Raw genomic sequence first — 25,096 nt, forward strand, 5'->3', positions numbered from 1 at the left:
AAACAAACCATACATGATTACACTGCAACGCATTACTACCTCTGACCGGGAGCTGTATGCTTTTCTGGAAGAACTGATGACACGTTCGTTCCCAGCAGACGAATATAGAGACCTGAACGAACTGAGAGATTTTACGGATCACCGCACGCACTTCTACAACAATATCGTGCTGAACGACGGATGCCCCATCGGCCTTATCAGCTACTGGGACTTCGACGACTTCTATTATGCCGAACATTTCGCCATAGATCCGGCCCAAAGAAACGGTGGATACGGAAAGGCAGTGCTACAGCACTTGTGTACGATTCTGGGCAAACCGATCGTACTGGAAGTGGAGATGCCCCAAGAGGAAATGGCACAACGACGAATAGGATTCTACCAACGGAACGGCTTCACGCTGTGGGAAAACGAGTACTACCAGCCTCCCTATAAAGCGGGTGACAGTTTCCTGCCCATGCGCCTGATGGTACATGGAGCACTGGACAGCCAGAAAGACTACGAGAAAGTAAAGCAAAGAATCTATCGGGACGTGTACAACGCCCACTGACACAGCGCTTCGTGAGGACTTAACACAGTACTTCATGACAGGGTAACACAGTGCTTCGTGAGCCCCTCATGAAGTGCTGAGTGAGAGCCTCATGCAGTGCTTCGTCAAAGGCACAGGTTATACATTATAAACAAGCTACACGTAACTTGCAGAACAAATATTCCAATAGTTTGGGAAACAAAAAAGGGCATATCCCCAAAAGGATATGCCCTTTTTCAATATCTATCTCAACTATTACTGACGCGGCTGCGCTGAATAGTTAATCTTCAATGCATAAGCTTGACGGAGAGCTTCCTTGATTTCAGTAACAATACCCATCTTGGTGTCTTGGTCAATCTTCAGAGAAACAGTCATGTTCGGCTGATCCTCTTCCTTCATACTGGCACGTTCACCGTTGACATAGTCATATACTTCAGAAACTTCAGCAAAGCTGTCGTTCAATTGGATACGGCTCTCATCACCCAGCTTCTTACGAAACTCGGCAGTCGGTTTACCAACATAGATAAACGTTACCAAAGATTTCTTCTCAAGCTTTTCCAACTCTGTAGCTTGCGGAACCTTAAACTCAACCTTCAATGTTACCTCACGCATTGTTGTTACAATCATAAAGAAGAACAACAAAGAGAAGATAAGGTCAGGCAGAGAAGAAGTGTTCAACGCCGGCATTCCGCGTTTACCTGTTTTACTAAATTTTCCCATTACTTCTTTTCTCCGTACTTTTTAGGTTCTGCCTCAGAGATTACCTGAGGATAAATCTGACGTATAGCCTCCTGCTGCTCTTCATTCAAGTCAGCGTAATTCTTCTGCCACTTGGACTGTGCCAGTTCATTACGCAACTCGTTATAGGCAGCTACCAGTTCATTCTGTACAGCAATATATGCTTTGTAGGACGTACCACGGTCACAACGCAAAGAGATAACGTGGAATTTTGTCACCATCTGGGTTCCAAAGAAAGGAACTTCGACAGCCACTTTTTCCGGCAACTTTTCGTCGTTGTACGGATTGGCAATGAATTCCTTTGCCTTGTCGCGCAGCTGTTCTACGCTGACATAGTCGCTTCCACACATCAACTGGTCGTTAAAGTTCACGAAGACCTGCAAAATGTTGCGCTCCTTAATATCCTTATCTTCCTTCTTCTGGTTTTCCTGCGGAGGTTCGGGCAAACGTCTTGCCAAACCACGGTCGGTATCCATAGAAGTGGTAATCAAGAAGAAAATCAGCAACAAGAAAGCCATGTCCGCCGTTGAACTGGAGTTGATTTCCGGGCAGCCTCTTTTCTTTCTAGCCATGTGTTACTAATTTATTTAAATTTCTTTGTAATTCCAAATCCGAGGATCAACAATACTGTTATACCCATCAGAATATAGATCGTATACAAGAACATATCGCTCAGTTTCAGCCAGAAAGGAACATTTTCAGTTCCATCATAACCCGGCATTACCAAAGCCTGATCGCTACCGATTGCCCATGAGAAAATCATAACAACAATCAGGAATACTACTCCAAGAAGAGACTTGATTGTAGCCTTCGGAGAGTCGATAAAATTGGTAATCAACTGATAGATTGCAGCAACCAAAGTAACTGCTACAGTGATACCGAACAATATGTACATCCAATAGATAAGGAGATCTGTTTGCGCAGGCTCAGACAAAGAGGTATCTGCGACCAAACGTTGCTCCACCGGAGTCTCACCACCCAAGAAGAACATGGCTACCACAACAACTGTGAGGAGCAGCATGATCAACAAGGCAGAGCCCGAAACGTTTTGAATTCTAAATTTCTTCATAATATCGCAGACAGTAGATTATTTCTTATATTTCAAGTCGTATTTGATGATCATATCCAACAGCGTGATAGAAGAATCTTCCATTTCGCTAGTCAGAGCTTCAATCTTAGACAGAATGTAGTTGTAGAATACCTGAAGGATCAAGGCTACGATCAAACCAAAGATAGTAGTAATCAAGGCCACCTTCATACCACCTGCAACGACCGTCGGAGAGATATCACCTACCTGCTGGATCTTATCGAATGCCTGCACCATACCGATTACAGTACCCAAGAATCCCAGAGACGGAGCCATCGCGATGAACAGCGTGATCCAAGAGCAACCTTTTTCCATGTAACCAGCTTGAACGCCACCGTAAGAAACTACAGACTTTTCAACTACATCTACACCCTGATCAAGTCTCATCAGACCCTGATAGTAGATAGAAGCGATAGGACCTCTTGTGTTACGGGCAATGTCTTTGGCACCTTCTACGTCGCCTTTTTCCAAAGCAGCTTCAACAGCACCAACGAACTTCTTTGTGTTAATCTCAGCCAAGCTCAAGTAAATGATACGCTCGATGCAGAATGCAAGACCGATAACCAATGCAATAGCAGGGAAACTCATGAAGAATGCAGAACCTTCGATAAATTTGGTCTTCAATTCTTTGTGAATACCACCTTCTTCTGCTACTACAGGAGCAGCAGCCTCGTCAGCAGCAGCTTCTACGGCAGGAGCAGCCTGTTCTGTTTGTTCCGCTGCAGGAGCATCCTGAGCTTTAGCAAGTTGAGTTGAGCCAAATGTTAAGACTCCCATCACAGCAACAATTGCAAATAACTTTTTCATTGTGTGTCTAATTTTTAAGATTAATTAATTAAATTACTTGTTATTATGTTTATTTATTATTCGCTTTTTATCGTCTGTTGCGGAGAGAGGGGGATTCGAACCCCCGATACCCTTTAGGGGTATACACGCTTTCCAGGCGTGCCTCTTCAACCACTCGAGCATCTCTCCTTATCTATAATTTCCTCAAATCGGCTGCAAATTACAAAAAATTTGCGAACCACCAGCATTTTCAGCTACAAATGTATTCTTTTTTTTGTTCTCGCATCGCATTCTCCGCCTATAATCTTTAATAAAATCCCAAAATTAATAAACTTTAAAATCTTTGCGTCCTTATTTGAGCATTCCAAACACTTTTAACGCGCTTTCAGATGTCTGCTTCGCTACCTCGTCAGGCGTACATCGGCAAGCCTCGGCGACCTTCAGCAAAACGTACTGTACATAGGCACTTTCATTTCGGCGTCCCCGATAGGGAACTGGAGTCAAATAAGGAGAGTCTGTCTCCAACAAAATACGATCCAAAGGAACGGACGACAACAACTCGGGCAGATGGGACTTCTTAAAAGTCACCACGCCATTCACACCTAAATAGAAGCCAGGAAACTCCAAGATACGCTGTGCTTCGTCAGCTGTACCCGTAAAGCTATGAAAGACTCCACGGAAATGGGTAGAGCGGTAATCTTCCATTATCTTATATATAGGCGCAAACGCTTCGCGGCAATGGATCACAACTGGCAAATCATAATCCAAAGCCCAATCCAACTGACGGCGAAGCGCGTCCTCCTGCTCTTTCTGAAAAGTCTGATCCCAATATAAATCCATACCGATCTCGCCAATGGCTACATACTTCCGGCCGGAAGCCAATTCACGAGCAACTACAGCCAGTTCATCTTCATAATCTTCGGCACGGACAGACGTCGGGTGAAGCCCAATCATCGGAAAGCAATACCCTTCATAGCGACGACACACATCCAACATAGGCTGGAGAGTCGTACTGTCAATATTAGGCATAAAAATATGACTGACACCAGCCTGGCGTGCCCGTTCCATCACTTCAGGCAAGTCGTCAGCAAATTCTTCCAAAAAAAGATGGGAATGTGTATCAATCATTGTCATCAGCATCCTCCTTCTATTTTCATTTTCTCACTGGTTCGATAATAATAAATCAATCCATACGAACGGCAGAGTTCGAGACGTTTTTCATTGGGAAGTATCTGTTCAAACTTCGCTTCCACCTGATTCCAGATATCCAAGATCAGTGCATCGGCTTCCTGACGCATGGCCGCCAATGCTTCCAAGGCACGAGCTGTAGCCAACTGGAAGCTTTTCTGCCTTTCGTAGCCCTCCAGAAAGATATCATAATGGACTTTCACCTTGGCAATGGTAGGGTTATAAATAGGAATGCCTCCTTGGGAAATACGACGGTTCTCTCCTTCGATAACCTTGCGTCCCCACTCCACCAAAGCCTGTTCGCTGGACAAATCGGGAAGGGAGTTTTGGGCATCCAAGCCATAATATTCCTTATGGGAGAGACGTATCTCCGAGCGTATCACAGCTAAATTAAGCACCTGTATGAAATGAGAAAGATACAGGCGGGCCATTTTCACATGCGCCTGATGCTTTCTTCCGGCAGCGGCCTGCCTTTCAAAGCATTCCATATAGAAGATGTGAGCCGCCTCAAAGCGAGGCAGAAAATTTCTTGCAGCTCCAAGCACCTTGAAACTGAAAGGAATTCCGTACGGATTGTCATAGGCATCGGCTTTTTCGATCGCAGCTTTCAAAGCTCGAATACGTGCCTGATCCGTATTGGGTAATCTTCTATAGGGCATTCTGTCTTATCAATTTAGACGATTAAATTGCACCAAACTCACGACTCACGATGCGCCAGGCCTTCCAGCAACGCCTGCAACTCATGCTTGCGTTCTTCTGCCACTCCTACCTGCAAAAGGCTTTCTTCTGCCAGGCGGGTGTATTCGCGGATTTTCTGTTCGCACAAATCCTTGATACCAATCTCGTCATAAAGGCGCGTCACAGCTGCTATTTTCTCAGCCGATACAAAATCATCGGCAGCCAACCACCGCTCCAACTCTTTCCGCTGATCGTCAGATGCACGCTCGAGAGCTTGTATCAACATATAGGTTTTCTTATTGCACAAGATGTCGCCACCGATATTTTTGCCAAAGACTTTCGGATCACCATAGACATCCAGCAAATCGTCCTTCAACTGAAAAGCCAAGCCCATATTGACGCCATAGTCATACAGACGGTCAGCATCCTCCTGCAAAGCGCCACCCAACAGGGCACCCAGCTTCAAACTGGCCGCAAGCAGAACAGAAGTCTTGAGCCGGATCATCTCCAAATACTCTACTTCCGACACATCGTTGCGACTCTCAAATTCCATGTCGAACTGCTGTCCTTCACAGATCTCGAGCGCCGTCTGTCCGAACAAATCCATGACCGGTTTCAAGAGGTCGGCAGGACATCCTTCGGCCATATACCGATAAGCCAACACCAACATGGCATCACCCGAAAGAATGGCCGTATTTTCATTCCAAACCTTATGCACCGTCGGCTTGCCACGACGACGGTCCGCCTTGTCCATCAGGTCGTCGTGCAACAAGGTGTAATTGTGATACACCTCGATTCCCGTTGCCTGATTGAAGATTGTTTCTACATCTTCTTTATACAAATTGTAAGCCAACAGCATCAGCACGGGGCGTATGCGTTTTCCACCCAATGAAAGGACATAAGTCACTGGTTCATAAAGTCCTTCAGGACGACGAGTAAACTGAAGGCCGGCAATATGAGCATTGATTTTCTCAAGTAGTTCGGATGATTTAAACATAGCTAATCTCGGAAAGAAAAGAAATGGACAGGAACGAAAAGAGGCTGCACATACGGCAACCTCTTTCCTTATTATCAAACTATAAAATTACTGCAATCTGAACATTACAGGCACTGTGTATTTCACACGTACAGCCTTACCACGCTGCATACCAGGTTTCCACTTCGGCATGGAGTTGATCACGCGGAGAGCTTCCTTATCCAAGTAAGGGTCAACACCACGGATTACCTTGGCATCCACGATACTACCGTCGGCATTTACCACGAACTGCACTGTCACACGACCCTGCGTACCGTTTTCCTGTGCGATAGTCGGATACTTGATGTTCTTGCTCAGGAACTGCATCAAACCAGCCATACCACCATTGGGGAATTCAGGCATTTGTTCAACGGCTTCGAAGATTTCCTGTTCCTCAACCTCTTCTTCTTCTACCGTAGGAGGCACGTAAGCGATTTCTACAGCCTGACCGGTTTCCTCAGAAGAAGCGATCTCAGTCGACTCGATATCCATATCGTCATCCACAATTGTCAAAGTCTCAACAATGGCGGGTGCTTCAGGAGGAGGCGGAGGAGTAGCCATTTCCGGTTGTTCCGTAATAGGAATTTCAATTTCCTCTTCAAACACAAGGTCGGCTACAACCTGGCTCATGTCAATCTTCACATCACGTTTCGTCCATTCGAAAGAAACGAACATGAAAGCGAGCACAATCACATAGCCGATGAGCAGCCAAGTCGATTTCTTGTTCTCCAAGTCTGCTTTAGGCGATTTTTTAACTTCCATAATTTATTATTAATTTTAGTGTTTCTCATTTTGGGCAAATATAGCACTTTTCCCCCGAAACGTCACACACGGATGCCTTTTTTTACACATTCCATGCTGCATTTTCGTTTTTTTAATTGTTCAAAACGCTACTTTCGCTTTTATGCCACAAATGTAACGAGATATTTTAAAAATACCCTTATCTTTGGCATGTTTTTTTGAACAAAAAATGAAATGTTTTCGTTTTATGACGAAGGCCATTCCATTTGAACAGACAACCACCTTATTATATATAGGAAAAATGAGAAAGATAACTATCGCCATTGACGGATTTTCCTCCTGTGGCAAAAGTACCATGGCCAAAGATCTGGCCCGCGAGATCGGCTATATCTACATCGACAGCGGAGCCATGTATCGTGCCGTCACCCTGTACTGCATCGAAAACGGACTCCTGCACGACGGACAGATCGACGTAGAAAAACTTCGGAACGAAATAGACAACCTCCACATCACTTTCCGCCCCAATACGGAAACCAACCGTCCTGACACTTACCTGAACGGCATGAACGTAGAAAGCAAGATACGCACCATGGAAGTATCCTCCCATGTCAGTCCTGTGGCTGCCCTCGATTTCGTACGAGAAGCCATGGTCAAGCAACAGCAGAAAAGGGGACGGCAAAAAGGCATCGTGATGGAGGGCCGCGACATAGGTACTCCCGTCTCCCCCGACGCCGAGCTGAAGATATCCGCCCCCGCCTCGCCCGAGATACGCGCCCAGCGCCGCTACGACGAGCTGAAGGCCAAAGGACAAGCCGTAAACTTCGACGAGATACTGGAGAACGTGAAGCAGCGCGACTACATCGACCAGCATCGCGAAGTGAGTCCCCTGCGCAAGGCCGACGACGCCCTGCTGCTGGACAACAGCCATCTGACCATCGAACAGCAAAAGGAATGGCTGGCCGAACAATTCGCACGCGTGGCCGGCAACTGACCACGCATTTTCCTCTAATCAGGAAAACACCGTTTTCCGAATAGGAAAGCAATGTTTTCCAACTCGTAAAACACCGTTTTATCGTATGGCAAAAGTAGAAATAGACGAAGGATCGGGCTTCTGCTTCGGAGTGGTCAACGCCATCAGCAAAGCCGAAGAAGAGCTGGCCAAAGGCGGCACGCTGTACTGCCTGGGCGACATTGTGCACAACAGCCGTGAAGTGGAGCGTCTGAAGGAAATGGGACTCGTCACGATCAACCACGACGAATTCAACCGCCTGCACGACGCCAAGGTACTGCTTCGTGCCCATGGCGAACCACCCGAGACCTACGAGACGGCCCGCCGAAACCACATCGAAATCATCGACGCCACCTGCCCCGTTGTCCTCCGCCTGCAGAAACGCATCAAGCAGGAATATACCCAAAACACGGAAGAAGACAAGCAAATAGTGATCTATGGCAAGAACGGTCATGCCGAGGTACTGGGGCTCGTCGGGCAGACGGAAGGGAAGGCCATCGTCATCGAAAAACTGGAAGAAGCCAAGTCGCTCGACCTGAGCCGCAGCATTCGCCTCTACTCGCAGACAACCAAGTCGCTCGACGAATTCCAACGCATCGTAGAGTATATCAAAGAGCACATCTCGCCCGACGCAACCTTCGAATACTACGACACCATCTGCCGTCAGGTAGCCAACCGCATTCCTAACATCCGCAAGTTTGCCGCCTCGCACGACCTGATATTCTTCGTCAGCGGCAAGAAGAGCTCCAACGGCAAGATGCTGTTCAGCGAATGCCAGAAGGTGAACTCCAACTCTCACCTGATAGACAGCCCTGAAGAAATAGACACTTCCCTGCTGGCAAAAGCCTCCTCTATCGGCATTTGTGGAGCTACCTCCACCCCTAAATGGCTGATGGAAAAAATCTCTGCAACGATTGAAGAGAAACTTCAAACTTCGGCAAATTAACGAAAATTATTACAGCTACCCTAAGCTTTTTCGTATCTTTGCAACGTCATTTATTAACTAAAAAAGATTGTTATGGGAATAGTTAAGTGCATCGGCATCCTGACCTCCGGAGGAGACGCTCCGGGTATGAACGCTGCCATCCGTGCGGTGACACGCGCAGCCATCTACAACGGACTTCAAGTGAAAGGTATATATAGAGGATACAAAGGTCTGGTGACCGGCGAAATTAAAGAATTCAAGAGCCAGAATGTAAGCAACATCATCCAGCTGGGAGGAACCATCCTGAAAACAGCACGTTGCAAGGAATTCACCACTCCTGAAGGCCGTCAGCAAGCCTACGACAACATGAAAAAGGAAGGCATCGACGCCCTCGTAGTCATCGGCGGTGACGGCTCGCTGACAGGCGCCCGCATCTTCGCACAAGAGTTCGACGTACCCTGCATCGGCCTGCCTGGCACCATTGACAACGACCTCTATGGTACGGATACCACCATCGGATACGATACGGCTCTGAACACCATCCTTGACGCCGTCGACAAGATCCGCGACACGGCCACATCACACGAGCGCCTGTTCTTCGTCGAAGTTATGGGACGCGACGCAGGTTTCCTGGCCTTGAACGGTGCCATTGCATCGGGTGCCGAAGCAGCCATCATCCCCGAATTCAGTACGGAAGTCGACCAGTTGGAAGAGTTCATCAAGAACGGTTTCCGCAAGTCAAAGAACAGCAGTATCGTCCTCGTTGCCGAAAGCGAACTGACGGGAGGTGCCATGCACTATGCTGAACGTGTAAAGAATGAATATCCACAATACGATGTACGCGTTACCATCCTCGGCCACCTGCAACGTGGCGGAAGCCCCACGGCTCACGACCGTATCCTGGCCAGCCGACTGGGTGCCGCTGCTATTGACGCCATTATGGAAGGACAACGCAATGTAATGATCGGTATCGAACATGACGAAGTCGTTTATGTTCCCTTCACCAAGGCTATCAAAAATGACAAGCCCATCAAGAAAGAGCTTGTCAATGTATTGCGGGCACTGTCTATCTAAGAAAAAACAATAGAAAATTTTAAGTGTTTCCAACTAAAAAGCCAGACATTTCAATATGAAATGTCTGGCTTTTTAGTTGATGCGATCTGCATTCTTTTTCCAAAACTAAAGCCATTTCTTTACAAGCAGTTCCGTCCGTTCCCACAACTCTTTAGCCTGCTTGTGATGAGTGAATCGTTCTGAAAGTTGTTTAGGATGACAGCTGACATTCAATGTTCCTGTACGTTCCCCAGCATCCTTATCCAACAAAAGACTGACCGCCGTAGCTGCTCCTTTGCGTGGCGTACGAATAAAAGGACGGAAAAGAATATCCGTCAACGGATCGAACCACATATGCATAGTAATGATATCCGTTGAAACAATACCTGGATCAGCCGCATTAACCACAATCCCCTTGTCCTTCACACGTTCAGCAAGCTCAAGTGTAAACAAGGTCAACGCCAGTTTAGTATTACTATAAATAGGAATACGCCAAAAACTGCCTTTCTTGCCTTTCAAGAAAAATTCTGGAAAATCCAGCCGTCCAATGGCATAAGTACATGAAACCATATTGACCACGCGGGTTCCCTCTCCCATCAGCGGAAGTAATTTCCGCGTCAACAAATAAGGTCCGACATAATTGACACTGACCGTACGCTCCAATCCGTCTACCGTTATGCGGCGTTCCGTTTCCATTGTGCCGGCATTGTTCATCAACAGCGATACACGTTCGCCACGTCCCAACAGATAATCGGCAAAAGCAGCTACCGTGTCCAACGAAGCAAGATCAATTCTTCGCACCTCAATGTCTGTATTACCTGTTTCTTTAATCAGCTTTTGTCTTTTCTCTTCTGCCTTCTGCGGATCGTAGCATGCCATCAGTATACGATAGCCAGCCAAGGCGACAGCACGGGTTATTTCCGTTCCCATACCGCCATCGGCACCTGTTATTATAGCCAATTTCTTTTCCATCGCTATCCTCGACTTTCTATTCGTTCGATTTCTTTTTTCAAACAAAGTGGAAGCTCTTCCTTCAGACGCTGATGACAAGCCATATCGATAGAATACATACGAGCAATGCAATAATTACTATGTTTACAAGAACAGCGTGCATGCTCTTCCTCACGCATGCGATTGACAAAGCCAGGTTCATTGAGCAGAGCGCGTCCCATCTGTACAGCCTCGAAACCATGATCCAACACTTCGTCAATCTTTTGTCGGGCCACCAATCCGCCGACATAGACCAAAGGCATATCGAGCGCAGCCCTGAATTTCAAAGCATCTTCCAGAAAATAAGCTTCTTTGAAAGGAACAGTAGGTATCATCCACTTACCCACCATGCGTACTCCGTACTTCAACCACCAGCAGGTCATGTAGTGAGTCATGGTACGGATAGGCATCTCGCCGCGCATCACATACATCGGTGCCTTGCTGACAAATCCTCCACTCAGCACCAAGGCATGTGCTCCCGATTGTTGTAACCTGTGAGCCACCTGCAAAGATTCATCAATCTCCATTCCTCCACGAAAGCCGTCGCGCATGTTCATCTTCACCAATACAGCCATGTCGTTGCCAGCCGCCTTCATCACTTCGTCCATCACCATATCCATAAAGCGCATACGATTTTCCAACGAACCTCCGAACTCGTCCTTTCGATGATTGGTAGAAGGAGAAAGGAACTGACTGATAAGATAGCCATGCCCCGCATGAATTTCTACCGCATCAAATCCTGCTTCACGAGCCAGATTAACCGAACGACCATAGGCACGCGCCATCTCGGGTAATTCATCTGCCCGAAGACCGCGAACAAATGTAGGAGAATACAAATTGAATCCTGTACTGGCCCCCACGGGCAAGCAACCGCAGATACTCTTATGGGACATGTTGCCACAGTGACCCAACTGGATACTGGCGGCAGCTCCCTCAGCATGGATAGCATCTGTCAAGCGACGAAGTCCAGGGATAATCTCCGGCCGCATCCACAACTGGCGATCGAATGAAAGGCCGCTACGAGTCACAGCCGCATAGGCAACGGTCGTCATGCCTACCCCGCCGGCTGCAACTGAACGATGATAATCGAGCAACTGCTCTGAAGGTTTATTGCCAGGGCACATGCTCTCAAAGGCCGCTGAACGGATCGTACGATTACGTAGCGTCAGCGGTCCCAAGGTTACTGGAGTAAATAATTTCGAACTCATAATCTATCTAATTTTAGAAAAGGATGTTTTAAGAAGACGATCACAGCCTTTTAAGATCAAGAAAAGCATCCTTTTTCTTTTTTTCTAGCCATCAATATATATAAGGTATAATCCGTTTTCTACGCCCCACGGCTTCGTTGCCAAACTCTTCGCGATAATGCTTGTGTATGGCGTCAGCTCGAGGCACTAGATTGGCCGCTGTCCACCAAACAAATACCCACGCTGCAGGTGAAGCGGTCAACAAGGCGAACCCCGTCCACTCTACTAGCTCTCCAAAGTAATTGGCAGACGTGACATAACGGTACATTCCCTTGCCTGGCAGGTAATGCCGATTGTCACCCGGCTTGCGCAGATGACGAATGACATGATCGGAATGCAGATTGATACCCATACCAACGAAGAACAGCACCAAACCTATAATAGAAAGCGGACGCATCAACCAAGTCCATCCTTCGGCATATCCTTCGGGCGCATACCAAAATATTCCACCAGCCTGCATCAATCCGTTCAACACATTGAATACAATGCCCATTGCCATGATAGCTACCGGCATACGGCTACGCCCCTTCATCAAGAGTGGAAAGACAAACGAACGTTGCAAATAATGCAATTCAAACAGAAGCAAAAACAAAAATTGTGGCGCAGAGAATCCAACCCCACTTATCATCCACAATCCCAACATCACGAAAAAGACAGGTGCCTCCATCAGCACCCAAGCCACTTTGTTGGATATAGACCATCCCCACGAAGCGGTACGAAACATGCCGTAACCAGCTTTTACAAAATAGAGGGCTATGAAAACGAGCAAAGCCACACTGCTCATCACCCATAAGAAGAGATGAAATTGATGCAAAGACATAAGTATTCTATATTTAAGACGCACAAATATAGCGAAAAAAATATTGTGACGCCCTCCTTTTATTTTATCTTTGCACTATTAAAACAGCAACTGTTCAATAAACAATTTTATTGATAAAAAACTGTTCCATTTTTAATATTTTCTTATTGAAACAGGCAGACATGACAAGTTATATCCTTCTCGAAAACATCCGCTTTTTTGCTTACCATGGCGTAGCTCCCCAAGAAACGACTGTAGGCAATGAGTTCGTCGTATCGCTACGACTGAAAACAGACATTGCACGTGCAATGGAAAGTGACGACGTGGCCGATACCGTCAACTATGCTGAAATCCACCAAGCCGTAAAAGAAGAAATGGATATTCCTTCCAAACTACTTGAACATGTCGCAGGACGCATTGTCCGCCGTCTGTTCAACGATTTTCCAACGATCGAACGCATTGACCTGAAACTATCCAAACGCAATCCACCCATGGGAGCCGATATTGAAACAGCAGGAGTGGAGGTACATATAGAAAGACAGACTTTACAGGCCTGAAAAACGTTTTTTCCCCTTCAGATAATAACGTATCAGAATACTGTAACGTGTACGCTCGGGTATCACCGATGTGCAGGCCTTCTTTTCGTTCTCCTCGCGCGACAGACGGAACGAGGGACGAAGCCGACAATACTCCCGACGAGCCCGCCAAACGGCACAAGCATTGTCCCACTGACCTTTCAGCAGGAATACAAAAGCTGCCACCTGGTCGAGCAACCAACGAACACGCATCACTTTGCCTAATTCTTCGGCAGGCAGGTTCTTGTAAAGCATCAACAAATTGTTACGGAAATTCAGAAATGTCTTGCGGGGATTTTCTTTCTTCAACGTAGCACCACCCACGTGATAAACCACACTTTGGGGGATACATACCAACTGCCGACCGCGGGCACGAAGACGCCAACATAAATCAATCTCCTCCATGTGAGCGAAGAAGCGACCATCCAATCCACCCGCTTCCCAATAATCCTTCCGACGAATGAACAAAGCAGCCCCTGTAGCCCAAAAGACAGGAACAACCGTATCATATTGTCCCTCGTCCTTTTCAACAACACCCATAATGCGTCCACGACAGAAAGGATAACCATAGCAATCGATGAAACCGCCGGCAGCACCTGCATACTCGAAAGCGCTCTTGTCGTGCCAGCTCAGCAATTTGGGTTGGCAAGCGGCTACTTCCGAGTGAGTATCCATATAGGCCAAAAGCGGCTGCAACCAATGAGCTGTCACCTCCACATCCGAATTGAGCAGCACTACATATTCCGCCGCTACCTGCTTCAAGGCTTCATTATAGCCGTCGGCAAATCCCCAGTTCTTTTCCAGCTGAATAAGACGCACTGAAGGAAATTCTTTCCGAACAAGCTGAACCGAAGCATCTGTAGAACCATTGTCTGCGACATATACGACGGCCCCATCCGCTTCGGAATGGGCCACGACCGAAGGCAAGAAAGAACGAAGCATCTCGCATCCGTTCCAGTTTAATATGACGACTGCTACCTTTTCCATATCTTCTACCGTTCTCTTCTATAGCTTATTCCAAGGGCAAGCCCTTCAAAGCGGTCCCTTCCTCGTTCCATTCGTCCAATCGAAGAGTCACCACACAATTGTCGAGTGCATCGTCATGGGGCACTTCCACCCGTATATAGTTAGGCGTAAAGCCATGCATAGGTGTACCAGGCTTGGATTTTTCCAACAACACAGGCAAAGTCTGTCCGATATGTTTCTCGTAGAAAGCCTTGGTTTTCAGATCAGACAGTTCCAGCAATCGCTGACTGCGACGATGCTTTTCTTCTGGCGACACTACGTGATCTATCTTCAACGCCTGCGTACCCGGCCGTTCGGAATAGCTGAACACATGCAACTGTGTGACATCCAATCCTTCTATAAAGCGATATGCCTCCTCGAAATATTCTTCCGTTTCGCCACGCGTTCCCACAATGACGTCCACACCGATAAAGGCATCGGGCATTACCTCCTTGATTTTATGCACTTTGGAAGCAAACAGAGCTGTATCATACCGACGACGCATCAGCTTCAACACCTCATCCGAACCCGATTGCAACGGGATATGGAAATGAGGCATAAACCGCTTGGAATGTGATACGAAGTCGATAATATCATCGGTCAGCAGATTGGGCTCGATAGACGAAATGCGGTAACGTTCAATACCTTCTACCTCGTCCAGCGCCTTCACCAGGTCGAAGAAAGTTTCACCTGTCGATTTGCCGAAGTCGCCTATATTAACTCCCGTCAATACGATTTCTTTTCCACCTTCGACCGCTGCCTGCCGGGCCTGTTCAACCAACGAAGCAATACTACCGTTACGACTACGACCACGAGCGAAGGGAATGGTACAATAGGAACAGTAGTAATCGCAACCGTCCTGCACTTTCAGGAAGAAGCGCGTGCGGTCGCCACGCGAACACGACGGGGCAAACGAACGGATGTCTTTCAAAGCCGACGTGAAAGCTTCACCTGTTTCATGCTTCTGAAGGTAGCCCAAGTATTGCAGCAAATCTTTTTTCTGCTCAGCACCCAAAACCACATCTACGCCTTCGATATGGGCCACAGTATCCGGCTTCAGCTGTGCATAACATCCCGTCACTACCACAAAGGCACCCGGATGTTGCTTCACCAGCCGATGAATGGCCTGACGGCACTTTTTGTCAGCCACTTCGGTCACCGAACAGGTATTTACCACGCAAATATCAGCCTTTTCTCCCCGTCTGGCCGTACGTACTCCGGCTTCCTTCAACATCTTGCCGATAGTGGACGTTTCCGAAAAGTTCAGCTTGCAGCCCAACGTATAATAGACAGCTGTCTTATTCTGAAATATATTGGTATCAATCATAATTTGCTTACATAACTTTTAATGCGGATGCAAAGTTACACATTATTATTCTATATTCCATTATTTCCTCACAGACATAGGGCATTCAGAGACAGGCTTCGAAAAAAAATATAAAAAAAGTTGGGGTTTCGAGAACAACATATCCAAAAAGTCCCTACCTTTGCGGCGTTTTAATAAAGCAATTGATTGTATTACGTTTTTTAAAGTAAAAAGAAAATGAAAAAATTAGTTTTGATGGCAGCAGCTATCGTAGCAGTATCTTTCGCATCTTGTGGTAACAAAGCAGCTAACGCTGAACAAGCAGCAGCTGATTCTATCCGTATCGCTGACTCTATCGCAGCTGTTGAAGCAGCCGCAGCTGAGGCAGCAGCTCAGGCAGCTGATACTGTAGTAGCTGACAGCGCTGTTGTAGCTGAATAATTTCAGTACAACACACAGAGAGAATTGAAAGTCTGACGTGCGAAAGCACACCAGACTTTTTTTATGCCTTTACAGTTCGTATCCTCCTCTTTATATCAACGCAGATTTCCACACCATACGACATGGGGCCTCCATGAAGTGCAGGATGAGGGTCTAACGAAGTGCTTCCTCATCCTCTCACGAAGCACTGCATGAGAAGGTGAGGAAGCACTGTGTCAGAACCCAACGAAGCACTGTGTCAGGAAGAGCGTTTACAGGCCCTTCACTGTCTGCATCAGCTGTTCGCCCAAGCCGATGGTATAGCCTTGCGAAACGAACACCACGCGGTTGAATGTGTCGGCTATCACAAATACCGGCAGCGTGTCTTTATGCTTTAGCTTCATATTCTCTATAATCTGGGCAGCAATGCCGTGGCTGTCGATACCGTAGACAATGGTAGACGGCAGACCCGGGAAATCTTGCGGACGGAACTTGCCATACTTCTCGGTATCGGGGAAGAGCAGCACCATCTTGCGCCCCCACTTCTCCAATTCTTTGTTCAGTTTGGCAATGTCCTTCAGAGCATGATTGGTAGGCTCCTGCCCTACACCCAAGACGCCAACCACGAAATAACCGCGACCACATGCCGTCAATACGCTAATGGGATCATCGGCCACGACACCGTCAGCGATAGGCGTAAAGAGCGATTCGGAATTGAAGTTACCTATCACCTGTATCTGGTCCTTACTTTCACGCATTGTCAAGGCTGTATTCACCGTTTTGTCCGCCTCTACATTCAAGCCGCTCATGTGCACCAGCACGCCACCGCTGGCCAGACGCGTACCGCTCACCATCACATAGTAGCCGGCCGGCATCTGCAAGGGGGTACGCAGCAAGGTGTTCCATGAAGCACCGCTTTCATCATAGCTTTGCAGGCGAAGTACACCGTTCTCGCAACGTGACAGGGTGAAATGGCTGTAGTATTTAGGATCGTTAATGAACTTAGTGGGTTGGAACGTTGCCACCAGGCTACCCGAAGGCGATACCGTCTGTGTGCCGCCCATATTGAAGTCCACATGATAAAGTTTTCCGTTCTTCAGATTCGGATGATTGGCCAAGTCCAAATAACATACAGCTCCGGTCACTTCGTCAATCCAAGCAGGAATGCCCAAGCTGCGGGCCACGGCCACAAAGAAGATGTCGCGCGAATAGGTGTCGGCCATGCGGGCGTTCCATACGCCTTCGGGCGACATGGGAATACGTTGTGAATTCAAGGTATCGTTCAGAGCGATATTCTCGCGGCACCAGTCCACCAGCTTCTGCGGATGATACAGATAGTCTTCGGCTGTCTGCTCGTCAATGACTTGCTGGAAGAAAGACTTATAGGCTGTCAGTTCTTCTGTCGCAATGCGCGGGTTCAGCAACGCCGACACGCTCTGCTCGCAAGGCACAACCGCCGTATGCAGCAAATGGTCTTTCAGAATGGGTAAACGGGCATCACGCAAGTCTTTGGCAGACACAGCGCCCAGCAGCTCGACAGCCCGGCCGCCCTGTCCCTGCTCCAAAGCAAAGGCAACAAAGGCCTTGATGACAGCATGATTACCACGCGAAGCCACCAGAAAATCGGCCACACGCTGCTGCTCTGCTTCGTTCAGTCCCTTCTGGGAAGAAGCCCAGGCATGCGCTGCCTCGGGCGTCATCATTGTAGCCACATAGGCGTTGCGGATGGAGTCTTCTGCGGCCATGCGACGGTCGTTCTCTGCTCGCTGTTCAGGCGTAACGGCGGGCAGATTGGCCGACTCAACGGGCGGAACGATGTCCAAATCCAATTCGAACGGGTCACCATCGCGACGGTCGAGTTTCACGGTCAGGGCGTCCTGCTTACCAAACGAAAGCTTCTGGAAACCGAAGCGTCCGTTTTTCGACGCCCACACCAGCATGTCGCCCTTGCCGGCCGTGAGCGAGGCCTGCCCCGATACATCGGTCTGCTTGCGAGCCACGGTATAGAACTCGGCGTAGTTATAGAGCTTGAACTCCACCAACGCTCCGCTGACGGGCTGTCCGGCCTCGTCGGTCACGGTCACCGTGGCCTGGGCGGTGGGAGCATAGTTGTCGATAACGTTGATTTCGGTATAGTTGGGTGTGACGGACATCACTTCTTCCGGTCCTTCGTAACGGCCGAAGACCTTGGTGTGCATCAGCATGCCGCGGCTGGCAGGCGCGTTGAACCAGCCCAAGTTAAGCACCGGCTCAGGCTCACAGGCACCGAGGAAGTACCATTTGCCGTCAGCCCAGGCTTCCACCCAGGCATGATTGTCGTCGGTATGTGCCCAACGGGGAGTATAGACCTGGCGCGCGGGAATGCCCACTGAGCGCAGGGCAGCCACCAGGAAGGTAGACTCCTCGCCGCAGCGTCCGTAAGCGGTACGAACTGTGGCCAGCGGCGAACTGGTGCGTGCGTCGCTGGGCTGGTAGACGGCCTTCTCGTGGCACCAATGGTTCACCTCCAGAATGGCATTACGCATGGAGAGGTGTTGCACGCGCGGCTTCAGTTCTTCGTAGAACACCACGCGGGCACTGTCCAGAGGCTCGTTGTTCACCCGCACAGGGAGAACAAAGTGGCGGAACAGTTCTTCGGAAACCATCCGCCCCCAAGGCATCTCTTCGGAAGCACGGTGAGCCGCCTGTACATTCATCAGGTGGAAACCGCCGGAGTAGTCCGTGATGTCGGCTAGCGGCATGTAGGCGTAGAGAAACTCCAGCGCCTCGCGCTCGTAGAGCGTCAGGTCAGTATCGAAGATGGCGAACAGGTTGCCCTTGGACATGACGACCTGCTTCTGCTGGAAGTCCTGCTCCACACGGGCACGATAGGTTGAATCACTGATAAAATGGGCATGTTTGCTACTGCACGAGGCAAACAAGCATGTCAGCCAGACCAGGCTGAAGATGTAGACGATATATTTCATAAATGAGAGGTTGTTATGCTGACAAATGTACAATAAGTTTTCCATTCTACCAACTCGCAATTCCCGAATGTACTGACAAAACGAATCAAAAAATTGCCGATATTCATCAGCTATTTACCGTCTACTTTCACCAGCTTCTGGCGACCTTCTCCTCTCTACCCCTACCCCGTACCGCGCGGGCTTACCGCAGCCGAACAACCATAGTCGTATCATTCTGAAAGCAGAAGCGACACTTTTCGTAGGCCGGAGGACCCATCACCCCTTCGGCATCGTTGCTGAAGGCGTATTTCTCTGTCGGAATGCCGAAAGCCGCCGTATCCAGCTGTCCGTTACCATTCGTGTCCAGGAAGAGTGAAAAGGCGTACTCGCCCGCCGGAAGCCCGCGGCAAGGGATGACGAGCATGGTGTCGGTCACCGCCACGCGGAAGCCCGTCAAGGGTTTCTTCAAGAAATCGGCCTCGGAGGCATAGAAGGCGACGTAGAGTTGCCCCTCCGGCTTCGGGATATCGTTCACACGGAGGGTCAGCGTTTGCGCATGGAGCGCACTGGCAAGGCCTTGGAGGGCCAGCAATACAAGTAAAATCAAGTTTTTCATACGTTTTGTATTTTTAAATTCGTAAATAAAGACAAGTTTCGATCTCTGGCGCCACCTCCGGTAGCGAAGGTCTCGGAAAGGCTGCTGAGGTACCTCAGCGGACTAAAAGTTAGAAACGTCGTAGGCCGCATGGCGCCCCAGCGTCACGAAGACGCCGATATAGAAGAAGCGGTCGGCGGCAGCCAGCACAGGCCGCCCGTCCACGCGCCCGAACTCGTTGCGACGCCCCAGTACGTTGGTGGCCGAGGCGTGGACGATGACCTTCTTCGAGGGCAGGAAGGTCAAGCCCACGTCGAGGCTGTTGTAGGGCTTCACCTCGTCGTTCATCAGACCGGGCCGTTCGGGGTTGTGCCACGGACGCCCGCTACTGAAACGGTCAGTCAAGCTCAGGACAGTGCGCAGGCGGGGAAGCGACCACTTGACAACGACGGAGGCATTGTGGCGCGTGGCATATTTGGGGACGGTCAGCTCAGAATCGCGACCTGTCCGACGGCGAGGCAGGTTGTAGGTATAGGACAGACGGTATTCCAGATTCCTGAACGACGCGCGGTCGGACAGGAAGAAGTCGATGCCCTTGCTGTAGCCGTAGCCACCGGAAGTCAGCAACAACGGCGCCTCTCCACCGCCCGTCCACAGGGGCAGGCGACTGTATTTCTTATAATAGACCTCCACCTTGGCCAGTCGACCACCCCGACCGTACTGTGCGCCCGCGTTATACTGCCAGCATACTTCGGGCTTCAGTCCCGTCTGCTTCAGCAGCAGGCTGTCTGCCGCCGGCTGAGTGTATCGCCCTGCCACGGCTGTCAGCACGACGTCGCCCTGAAACCAGTTCAGTGCCAGTCGTGGCGACACTTCCGTCGCTCCGTTCAGCCCGTGATACTCGGCCCGCACGGAGCCCTCCACCTTAAGCCGCTCCAGCGGGAAACAGGTTGCAGACAGGAAGACAGCACCCAGCGAAGATGACACGCACCCCTCCGCCTCACCGACGGAAGCCGGAAAACGGTAGCGCATGGCATAACTGCGGACAAACGCCTCCACTCCGCCATCCAGACGGAAGAGCGGGGACAGACGCCGTCCCAACTTGGCCTTCAGATGAAGTTCTTGCTGGAGTTGCAGCCAAGCGTCACCTTCGGCGGCAGCATTGTCTACCATCTGGCGGTTGTACGACCAGGCCGCACCCGCAAACCATTCCCAACCGGCACCGGACACGCGGCGCAGCGTGGCGTTCAGGTAGACGTTGTCCTCGCCCAAGCCGAACAGGCGGCGGTCATCACCCTCGTAGGTGGCAAAGTCCGTCCGATCGTACTGGGCATACAACTTGGCCACGGTCAATGCATCGGGTGTAAAGCGCAGCTGCGTGGCTCCCGACAGCAGCTGATAGGGACGGCCGAAGTCCTTCCGACCGGGGTAAATCCGATTGTGCAACGCCATGTTCTGATAGTTCAGATCTACGGAAGCCGATCCTTTGCCGAACGTGCGCGTTCCTCCCCCGCCCGCCCCTACAATGGAAGCATTCAGCCCAAGCTTATCCACCGTGCTATAATCCTTCGTCTCCAACGGCAGAACGGCCGAGAGTGCCCCACCATACTCCAGTGGTGCGCCGCCCGAAGCCAAGTTTACCCCGCTGAACAGGAAGGTGGAGTAACGGCTACGGGCCGAGGCACCGATGCCCACCGAAGTGTAGGGCACCAGTACGTGCATGCCGTCGATGTAGGTCTGCGTCTCTCGGTCGTCGCCTCCGCGCACCAGCAGACGGCCCGTCTCACCCTGCACCTGGGTGCCCGGCAGGGTCTGGAGTGCTCGGTAGAGGTCACCATTCGCTCCGCCTACCGTAACCAGTTCCACGGGATGCAGGTCGCTCCACCGGCTATTGGCCGCCGGCGTGCGCCGACGCTTCACCACCACTTCATCCAGCCCCACGCTGTCCGTCATCGTCACGCCGTCCAAGGTCAGGCAGATGGTGTCGGTCACGGCAATCTGCGCGTCGGCATCCGGGGCGACTGCTCCAGTCAATACCATCAGAATAAGGAATAACCGTTTCATTGTTTTGCTTTTCTTTTCGTTTAGCAAAAGCGAAATTACAAGCAAGTAGACAGACAAAAAAATATCCGGGACAGATAACCCGGATATGTGACCAACTGCATCCACAAGGGATGAATAACAAAGGTCTGGGACAAACGGCAAGCTTACTCGCTGCCCTCCAAAGCTCTTTTTACACGGACGGCATAGCTCCGCGAAACGGGTACTTCCGTCCCACACCCCTCCAGATGGAGCCGATAGCCCTGCGCATTACCTGACACCTGCGCCACTCGATGCAGGTTAACGAGATAGGCGCGGTGACACCTTATTATATACGAGTAATCCAAAAACGCATCCTCCGCCTGCTTCAGCGTCAGGCGCAGCAGCTTCACCGCGGGCTTGCCGTTATCGGCATCCAAGTAGTGCAGCCGTACATAGTTACCTTCCGACTCCGCATAGAGCAGCCGGACGGGGTCGAGCGCCAGACTCTCTCTCGTCCCTCCTTCCAACAAGACTTCTTCACGGGCTTCCGCCGACCGAGGTTCCGATACTGCTTCCGCCTGTACCCTTTCTGCCAGACGGGCGTTCATCGCCACCGCCTCCTGCAAGTTGTGGCTCAGTTGCAGGTTACGGTTCCACATCACGAACAGCACAATGGGAAAGGGCCCGATCACCATCATCCACAACAGGCAGACGGCCAGCAGACGCAAGTTCAGCTCCAAGCCGAATACCCCTGCCGTATAGCACCAGTTGCCCAACGTAATCAGCACGCACAGCAGCAGCGTGGAAAGTATCTCCTTGCCCACCGTCCACCGTTCTTCCCGATACCACGCAGGAAACAGGGCCGGAAACACGTAAACCGCCACCGCCAGCATGGCCGACGACACTACCGCATAGCCCGCCAATACAAACAGCTTATTCCCTTCCATCCGCGAGATGCCGAAAGGCTGGAGAACATAAAGAATGAAGAACACCAGCAGCGAAGGCAACACCACCGTTTTCCAACGCGCCCTCAACTCAGGATAGGGACTGCACAGCAACACCACCAGCTTATCGAATAGAGTTTTCATATCACTTTTCAAAAGGATTTCCACGCAAAGATAGTCATATTTTTGTAATATCCAGATGGCAAAACCGGGCGTTTTGACACAAATTCAGGAAGGAACAACAAGATTTTTATGTTATAGAACATATTTTTTGTGAACAATTCGTATCTTTGCAGTGTTATTAGAAGAGAAAACAAGAAAAGATGTACAAACCGCTTTCCGAAACGCGGAAGGCACAAAACCAAGACGATTATGAAAAAAAACGTAAATGAAATCATGATGTTACAGTACCGTATCAAACGCTATCAAGCAATGGGAAACGGTGCCATGTGCCAAGCCTTGAATGGCAAACTTCAGAAACTGCTTGCACAGCAAGCTTGACTTAGTAAACAACCCTTTAAACAATATGAAAAGAAAGAGAGCGCATCCTCAGTGGATGCACTCTCTTTTGTCTTTTTAATACTTCCTATCCCTTCAAGCCTCCACAATATCTTTGCCAAAAGGCATCAACGCCACGGCTGCCAGCTTGAAGTGCTGCAGGCCGAAAGGTATACCTATAATGGTAATACAAAGGATGGCTCCGAAAATCAGATGTGAGAGGCAGATCCAGATACCGCCCAGCAAAATCCACACCACATTCATCAGTATGTACAGACAACCGTCCGAACGGCTACCACTACGCACTTCCTTGCCGAAAGGCCACAAGGCCAACGAAGCCATCTTCAGCGTCTGTATGCCGAAAGGAATACCCACAATGGTCACCATCAACAGCAGACTGGCTACCACATATTCGATTGCCGTCAGAATTCCTCCGAACAGCAACCACAAAACGTTCATCAAACAACCCATATCTTTTTATTTTTCCAATATAACAATGATCATTCTGTCTCAAACTTATCTTTCACTGCTTGCGAAACGTGACTTCTTTAACCGCCCGCAAGCGATAAGTACGTGAAGAACCAGCCTTAGAAATAGTACCATCACCCCAGACATACGTTTTCTCACCATCTTCACAAAGATAACGGACAGGTGTATCCTTTGTACCCGGTTCATAGCCTGTCTCTAAAATATCCAATCCTTTATCAGACAGCAACTTGTTAGTCTGCGACAAGTGAGTTCCACCGATGACATTTCGCATAGCCTTCGCCTCATCGGCCGTCGGAAAGCGCCATCCGCTAAGACCACCTTCCGTATAGGCGTTAACAAGGCCGGCTGCCTCGCTTGGATTTTCCGTATTCAAGGCAGAAGGAACATCCGTCCATTCTTTCGTACTCAACAAAAGCAAAGTAGCGCCGCCATTGTCGTCGGGAGTAGAAAGCGCTACCAAGTGACCTTCCCACAATGTACCGGCGGCAGGAACATCCGTCCCACTGATTTCAGTATCATCCTCACCGCCACCCTCATTACCGCCGCCTGTCGTGCTGCCGAAGTCAAAATGAATGTTACGCACATCCTTCCAATCTTCAGCCGTAATCTCGCCCGACAGATTGAAGCCTGCAGAGAAAGTCCCTTCCAGTTCATAAGGAATATTGGCAACCAGCGGTTCGGACAAGGTATAACCATAGGTAGAAACAGCCCCTTTGCTATCGGTCAAGGCAATGGAAAGCGACACCCTGGCACGATCGGCCGAAGGAAAAACATACAAGACAGGAGATGTCCACACCCCTCTACCCGCATCGCTACAAGCAGTCGTCAACGAGGTGCTCCCACCGTAAGTGCCGTCCATGGCAAGCGAAGCATACACAGGCCCGACAGTGACATGCACCGCTTTTGTATCATCGGGAATGGCATGCAGTTCGATTTCCAAACGGCTCACGGCTGCCGTCAGCGTGATGCTGGTCGAAGCATCTCCGTCTACACGTACCTTGGCCATGCCGCACATCAGGGCTTCTTCAGCCATCTGCTGACCTGAAAATGTCACAACATCCTCCATATCCGGCCGATCAGAAAACGAATAGCCATCCACGCCACACAAAGCCACTATCGTATAATTTCCCGCTGCAAGGCAAAGCTCCATCGCACTGCCCTCTTCAGAATGCATCTCTGTAGAAGCCGCATACGCACCGTCGTCCGAAAAAGCATAAATATAAACAGGATAAGTAAGAGAAGAAGTTCCTCCCGCACGTGTCTGTACCCTCAATGTAGCCTCCGAAAAGTTTTCGTTCTCCTCATCCAATTCTGCTTGAATGCTATTCTGACACGCAGCCAGCAAAGACAGGAGTGTAAGTAGCAAGAAGATAGTGTTTTTCATGGTAATTCGTTTTACAGGTTTCAATAATTGTCCATCCCTGTCGGGATTTCACCTTATGCCCACAAAAATAATACTATTTATCATATATAGCCCAACATTCATACATTTTTTCTGTCATTTGTTACAAAATC

26 protein-coding genes and 1 tRNA gene are annotated in these 25,096 nt (G+C 49.5%); 7 read left to right on the top strand and 20 right to left on the bottom strand.

The window, feature by feature from the left end; all coding sequences use genetic code 11:
- Positions 1-13 precede the first annotated feature (13 nt).
- Complete coding sequence (locus tag BQ8005_RS07580; RefSeq protein ID WP_075317624.1) at positions 14-547, top strand: GNAT family N-acetyltransferase; 534 nt, start codon at positions 14-16, stop codon at positions 545-547.
- Positions 548-781: 234 nt separating this feature from the next.
- Here BQ8005_RS07580 and BQ8005_RS07585 read toward each other — a convergent pair whose 3' ends face one another.
- The 9 genes from BQ8005_RS07585 to BQ8005_RS07630 form a co-directional block, all read right to left on the bottom strand.
- Complete coding sequence (locus BQ8005_RS07585) at positions 782-1,246, bottom strand: ExbD/TolR family protein (protein ID WP_075317625.1); 465 nt, start codon at positions 1,244-1,246, stop codon at positions 782-784.
- Entirely contained in the window at positions 1,246-1,836 is a 591-nt protein-coding gene (locus BQ8005_RS07590; RefSeq protein ID WP_075317626.1) for an ExbD/TolR family protein, read from the bottom strand. Before BQ8005_RS07590 ends, BQ8005_RS07585 begins: the two co-directional genes overlap by 1 nt.
- A gap of 11 nt (positions 1,837-1,847) precedes the next feature.
- Positions 1,848-2,333 (bottom strand): hypothetical protein, encoded by a 486-nt coding sequence (locus tag BQ8005_RS07595; protein WP_075317627.1) that lies wholly within the window; start codon positions 2,331-2,333, stop codon positions 1,848-1,850.
- An 18-nt stretch (positions 2,334-2,351) separates the two neighbouring features.
- Complete coding sequence (locus BQ8005_RS07600) at positions 2,352-3,158, bottom strand: MotA/TolQ/ExbB proton channel family protein (RefSeq protein ID WP_075317628.1); 807 nt, start codon at positions 3,156-3,158, stop codon at positions 2,352-2,354.
- Positions 3,159-3,238: 80 nt separating this feature from the next.
- A tRNA-Ser gene (locus BQ8005_RS07605) sits at positions 3,239-3,326 on the bottom strand.
- 162 nt (positions 3,327-3,488) lie between these two features.
- The gene (locus BQ8005_RS07615; RefSeq protein WP_075319029.1) at positions 3,489-4,271 is read right to left on the bottom strand and encodes a TatD family hydrolase; all 783 of its coding nucleotides are present in this window, start codon (positions 4,269-4,271) and stop codon (positions 3,489-3,491) included.
- On the bottom strand, positions 4,271-4,984 hold the full coding sequence (locus BQ8005_RS07620; protein ID WP_021847103.1) for a hypothetical protein: 714 nt from the start codon (positions 4,982-4,984) through the stop codon (positions 4,271-4,273). Before BQ8005_RS07620 ends, BQ8005_RS07615 begins: the two co-directional genes overlap by 1 nt.
- A gap of 38 nt (positions 4,985-5,022) precedes the next feature.
- On the bottom strand, positions 5,023-6,000 hold the full coding sequence (locus BQ8005_RS07625; protein WP_075317630.1) for a polyprenyl synthetase family protein: 978 nt from the start codon (positions 5,998-6,000) through the stop codon (positions 5,023-5,025).
- An 87-nt stretch (positions 6,001-6,087) separates the two neighbouring features.
- Positions 6,088-6,780: an energy transducer TonB gene (locus tag BQ8005_RS07630; RefSeq protein ID WP_075317631.1), complete on the bottom strand. Its 693-nt coding sequence runs from the start codon at positions 6,778-6,780 to the stop codon at positions 6,088-6,090.
- A 280-nt stretch (positions 6,781-7,060) separates the two neighbouring features.
- Here BQ8005_RS07630 and cmk point away from each other — a divergent pair, with 280 nt between their 5' ends.
- From cmk to pfkA, 3 genes are all read left to right on the top strand, one after another.
- Positions 7,061-7,750 carry a (d)CMP kinase gene (gene cmk, locus BQ8005_RS07640; RefSeq protein WP_075317633.1) on the top strand — a complete coding sequence of 230 codons (690 nt, stop codon included), beginning with the start codon at positions 7,061-7,063 and terminating at the stop codon, positions 7,748-7,750.
- 85 nt (positions 7,751-7,835) lie between these two features.
- Positions 7,836-8,714, top strand: a complete 879-nt coding sequence (locus BQ8005_RS07645; RefSeq protein ID WP_075317634.1) for a 4-hydroxy-3-methylbut-2-enyl diphosphate reductase — start codon at positions 7,836-7,838, stop codon at positions 8,712-8,714.
- A 72-nt stretch (positions 8,715-8,786) separates the two neighbouring features.
- Complete coding sequence (gene pfkA, locus BQ8005_RS07650) at positions 8,787-9,767, top strand: 6-phosphofructokinase (protein ID WP_021847098.1); 981 nt, start codon at positions 8,787-8,789, stop codon at positions 9,765-9,767.
- 105 nt (positions 9,768-9,872) lie between these two features.
- On the opposite strand, the gene BQ8005_RS07655 is transcribed toward pfkA, so the two are convergent.
- The 3 genes from BQ8005_RS07655 to BQ8005_RS07665 form a co-directional block, all read right to left on the bottom strand.
- A complete protein-coding gene (locus tag BQ8005_RS07655; protein WP_075317635.1) occupies positions 9,873-10,718 on the bottom strand; it encodes an SDR family oxidoreductase in 846 nt (281 codons plus the stop codon).
- 2 nt (positions 10,719-10,720) lie between these two features.
- Positions 10,721-11,944 carry an NADH:flavin oxidoreductase gene (locus tag BQ8005_RS07660; protein WP_075317636.1) on the bottom strand — a complete coding sequence of 408 codons (1,224 nt, stop codon included), beginning with the start codon at positions 11,942-11,944 and terminating at the stop codon, positions 10,721-10,723.
- Between the two features lie 91 nt (positions 11,945-12,035).
- On the bottom strand, positions 12,036-12,803 hold the full coding sequence (locus tag BQ8005_RS07665) for a DUF1295 domain-containing protein (RefSeq protein ID WP_075317637.1): 768 nt from the start codon (positions 12,801-12,803) through the stop codon (positions 12,036-12,038).
- Between the two features lie 161 nt (positions 12,804-12,964).
- Between BQ8005_RS07665 and folB the strand changes: the two genes are divergently transcribed.
- Positions 12,965-13,339 (top strand): dihydroneopterin aldolase, encoded by a 375-nt coding sequence (gene folB / locus BQ8005_RS07670; RefSeq protein ID WP_021847094.1) that lies wholly within the window; start codon positions 12,965-12,967, stop codon positions 13,337-13,339.
- Here folB and BQ8005_RS07675 read toward each other — a convergent pair.
- On the bottom strand, positions 13,328-14,344 hold the full coding sequence (locus BQ8005_RS07675) for a glycosyltransferase family 2 protein (protein WP_075317638.1): 1,017 nt from the start codon (positions 14,342-14,344) through the stop codon (positions 13,328-13,330). The two genes, folB and BQ8005_RS07675, sit on opposite strands and share 12 nt — an antisense overlap.
- A 25-nt stretch (positions 14,345-14,369) precedes the next feature.
- On the bottom strand, positions 14,370-15,689 hold the full coding sequence (gene mtaB / locus BQ8005_RS07680; RefSeq protein WP_075317639.1) for a tRNA (N(6)-L-threonylcarbamoyladenosine(37)-C(2))-methylthiotransferase MtaB: 1,320 nt from the start codon (positions 15,687-15,689) through the stop codon (positions 14,370-14,372).
- A gap of 216 nt (positions 15,690-15,905) precedes the next feature.
- Between mtaB and BQ8005_RS07690 the strand changes: the two genes are divergently transcribed.
- Positions 15,906-16,109 (top strand): hypothetical protein, encoded by a 204-nt coding sequence (locus BQ8005_RS07690; RefSeq protein ID WP_021847091.1) that lies wholly within the window; start codon positions 15,906-15,908, stop codon positions 16,107-16,109.
- A 251-nt stretch (positions 16,110-16,360) separates the two neighbouring features.
- Here BQ8005_RS07690 and BQ8005_RS07695 read toward each other — a convergent pair whose 3' ends face one another.
- From BQ8005_RS07695 to BQ8005_RS07710, 4 genes are all read right to left on the bottom strand, one after another.
- The gene (locus BQ8005_RS07695) at positions 16,361-19,054 is read right to left on the bottom strand and encodes a transglutaminase domain-containing protein (RefSeq protein ID WP_075317640.1); all 2,694 of its coding nucleotides are present in this window, start codon (positions 19,052-19,054) and stop codon (positions 16,361-16,363) included.
- Between the two features lie 181 nt (positions 19,055-19,235).
- Positions 19,236-19,649 carry a DUF2141 domain-containing protein gene (locus BQ8005_RS07700; protein ID WP_075317641.1) on the bottom strand — a complete coding sequence of 138 codons (414 nt, stop codon included), beginning with the start codon at positions 19,647-19,649 and terminating at the stop codon, positions 19,236-19,238.
- A gap of 102 nt (positions 19,650-19,751) precedes the next feature.
- A complete protein-coding gene (locus BQ8005_RS07705) occupies positions 19,752-21,692 on the bottom strand; it encodes a TonB-dependent receptor plug domain-containing protein (protein WP_075317642.1) in 1,941 nt (646 codons plus the stop codon).
- A gap of 143 nt (positions 21,693-21,835) precedes the next feature.
- Entirely contained in the window at positions 21,836-22,738 is a 903-nt protein-coding gene (locus BQ8005_RS07710) for a LytTR family DNA-binding domain-containing protein (protein WP_075317643.1), read from the bottom strand.
- A 228-nt stretch (positions 22,739-22,966) separates the two neighbouring features.
- Between BQ8005_RS07710 and BQ8005_RS17805 the strand changes: the two genes are divergently transcribed.
- Positions 22,967-23,095, top strand: coding sequence for a hypothetical protein (locus BQ8005_RS17805; RefSeq protein ID WP_021847087.1), 129 nt, complete (start codon positions 22,967-22,969; stop codon positions 23,093-23,095).
- Positions 23,096-23,188: 93 nt separating this feature from the next.
- On the opposite strand, the gene BQ8005_RS07715 is transcribed toward BQ8005_RS17805, so the two are convergent.
- Positions 23,189-23,563, bottom strand: a complete 375-nt coding sequence (locus tag BQ8005_RS07715) for a YccF domain-containing protein (RefSeq protein ID WP_075317644.1) — start codon at positions 23,561-23,563, stop codon at positions 23,189-23,191.
- 52 nt (positions 23,564-23,615) lie between these two features.
- Positions 23,616-24,965 (bottom strand): FimB/Mfa2 family fimbrial subunit, encoded by a 1,350-nt coding sequence (locus BQ8005_RS07720; RefSeq protein ID WP_075317645.1) that lies wholly within the window; start codon positions 24,963-24,965, stop codon positions 23,616-23,618.
- Positions 24,966-25,096 lie beyond the last annotated feature (131 nt).

This window comes from Bacteroides togonis, from assembly GCF_900130135.1.
In the GTDB taxonomy this organism is placed as follows: domain Bacteria; phylum Bacteroidota; class Bacteroidia; order Bacteroidales; family Bacteroidaceae; genus Bacteroides; species Bacteroides pullorum.

Bases quoted from the DNA above. Each gene is read 5' to 3' on its own strand.
- BQ8005_RS07715 (WP_075317644.1), bottom strand. From the start codon at position 23,563: ATGGGTTGTTTGATGAACGTTTTGTGGTTGCTGTTCGGAGGAATTCTG.
- cmk (WP_075317633.1), top strand. From the start codon at position 7,061: ATGAGAAAGATAACTATCGCCATTGACGGATTTTCCTCCTGTGGCAAA.
- BQ8005_RS07590 (WP_075317626.1), bottom strand. From the start codon at position 1,836: ATGGCTAGAAAGAAAAGAGGCTGCCCGGAAATCAACTCCAGTTCAACG.
- BQ8005_RS07700 (WP_075317641.1), bottom strand. From the start codon at position 19,649: ATGAAAAACTTGATTTTACTTGTATTGCTGGCCCTCCAAGGCCTTGCC.
- BQ8005_RS07630 (WP_075317631.1), bottom strand. From the start codon at position 6,780: ATGGAAGTTAAAAAATCGCCTAAAGCAGACTTGGAGAACAAGAAATCG.
- BQ8005_RS07705 (WP_075317642.1), bottom strand. From the start codon at position 21,692: ATGAAACGGTTATTCCTTATTCTGATGGTATTGACTGGAGCAGTCGCC.
- BQ8005_RS07625 (WP_075317630.1), bottom strand. From the start codon at position 6,000: ATGTTTAAATCATCCGAACTACTTGAGAAAATCAATGCTCATATTGCC.
- BQ8005_RS07690 (WP_021847091.1), top strand. From the start codon at position 15,906: ATGAAAAAATTAGTTTTGATGGCAGCAGCTATCGTAGCAGTATCTTTC.
- mtaB (WP_075317639.1), bottom strand. From the start codon at position 15,689: ATGATTGATACCAATATATTTCAGAATAAGACAGCTGTCTATTATACG.
- pfkA (WP_021847098.1), top strand. From the start codon at position 8,787: ATGGGAATAGTTAAGTGCATCGGCATCCTGACCTCCGGAGGAGACGCT.
- BQ8005_RS07720 (WP_075317645.1), bottom strand. From the start codon at position 24,965: ATGAAAAACACTATCTTCTTGCTACTTACACTCCTGTCTTTGCTGGCT.
- BQ8005_RS07665 (WP_075317637.1), bottom strand. From the start codon at position 12,803: ATGTCTTTGCATCAATTTCATCTCTTCTTATGGGTGATGAGCAGTGTG.
- BQ8005_RS07675 (WP_075317638.1), bottom strand. From the start codon at position 14,344: ATGGAAAAGGTAGCAGTCGTCATATTAAACTGGAACGGATGCGAGATG.
- BQ8005_RS07655 (WP_075317635.1), bottom strand. From the start codon at position 10,718: ATGGAAAAGAAATTGGCTATAATAACAGGTGCCGATGGCGGTATGGGA.
- BQ8005_RS07710 (WP_075317643.1), bottom strand. From the start codon at position 22,738: ATGAAAACTCTATTCGATAAGCTGGTGGTGTTGCTGTGCAGTCCCTAT.
- BQ8005_RS07600 (WP_075317628.1), bottom strand. From the start codon at position 3,158: ATGAAAAAGTTATTTGCAATTGTTGCTGTGATGGGAGTCTTAACATTT.
- BQ8005_RS07615 (WP_075319029.1), bottom strand. From the start codon at position 4,271: ATGACAATGATTGATACACATTCCCATCTTTTTTTGGAAGAATTTGCT.
- BQ8005_RS07660 (WP_075317636.1), bottom strand. From the start codon at position 11,944: ATGAGTTCGAAATTATTTACTCCAGTAACCTTGGGACCGCTGACGCTA.
- BQ8005_RS07580 (WP_075317624.1), top strand. From the start codon at position 14: ATGATTACACTGCAACGCATTACTACCTCTGACCGGGAGCTGTATGCT.
- BQ8005_RS07585 (WP_075317625.1), bottom strand. From the start codon at position 1,246: ATGGGAAAATTTAGTAAAACAGGTAAACGCGGAATGCCGGCGTTGAAC.
- BQ8005_RS17805 (WP_021847087.1), top strand. From the start codon at position 22,967: ATGAAAAAAAACGTAAATGAAATCATGATGTTACAGTACCGTATCAAA.
- BQ8005_RS07595 (WP_075317627.1), bottom strand. From the start codon at position 2,333: ATGAAGAAATTTAGAATTCAAAACGTTTCGGGCTCTGCCTTGTTGATC.
- BQ8005_RS07645 (WP_075317634.1), top strand. From the start codon at position 7,836: ATGGCAAAAGTAGAAATAGACGAAGGATCGGGCTTCTGCTTCGGAGTG.
- BQ8005_RS07695 (WP_075317640.1), bottom strand. From the start codon at position 19,054: ATGAAATATATCGTCTACATCTTCAGCCTGGTCTGGCTGACATGCTTG.
- folB (WP_021847094.1), top strand. From the start codon at position 12,965: ATGACAAGTTATATCCTTCTCGAAAACATCCGCTTTTTTGCTTACCAT.
- BQ8005_RS07620 (WP_021847103.1), bottom strand. From the start codon at position 4,984: ATGCCCTATAGAAGATTACCCAATACGGATCAGGCACGTATTCGAGCT.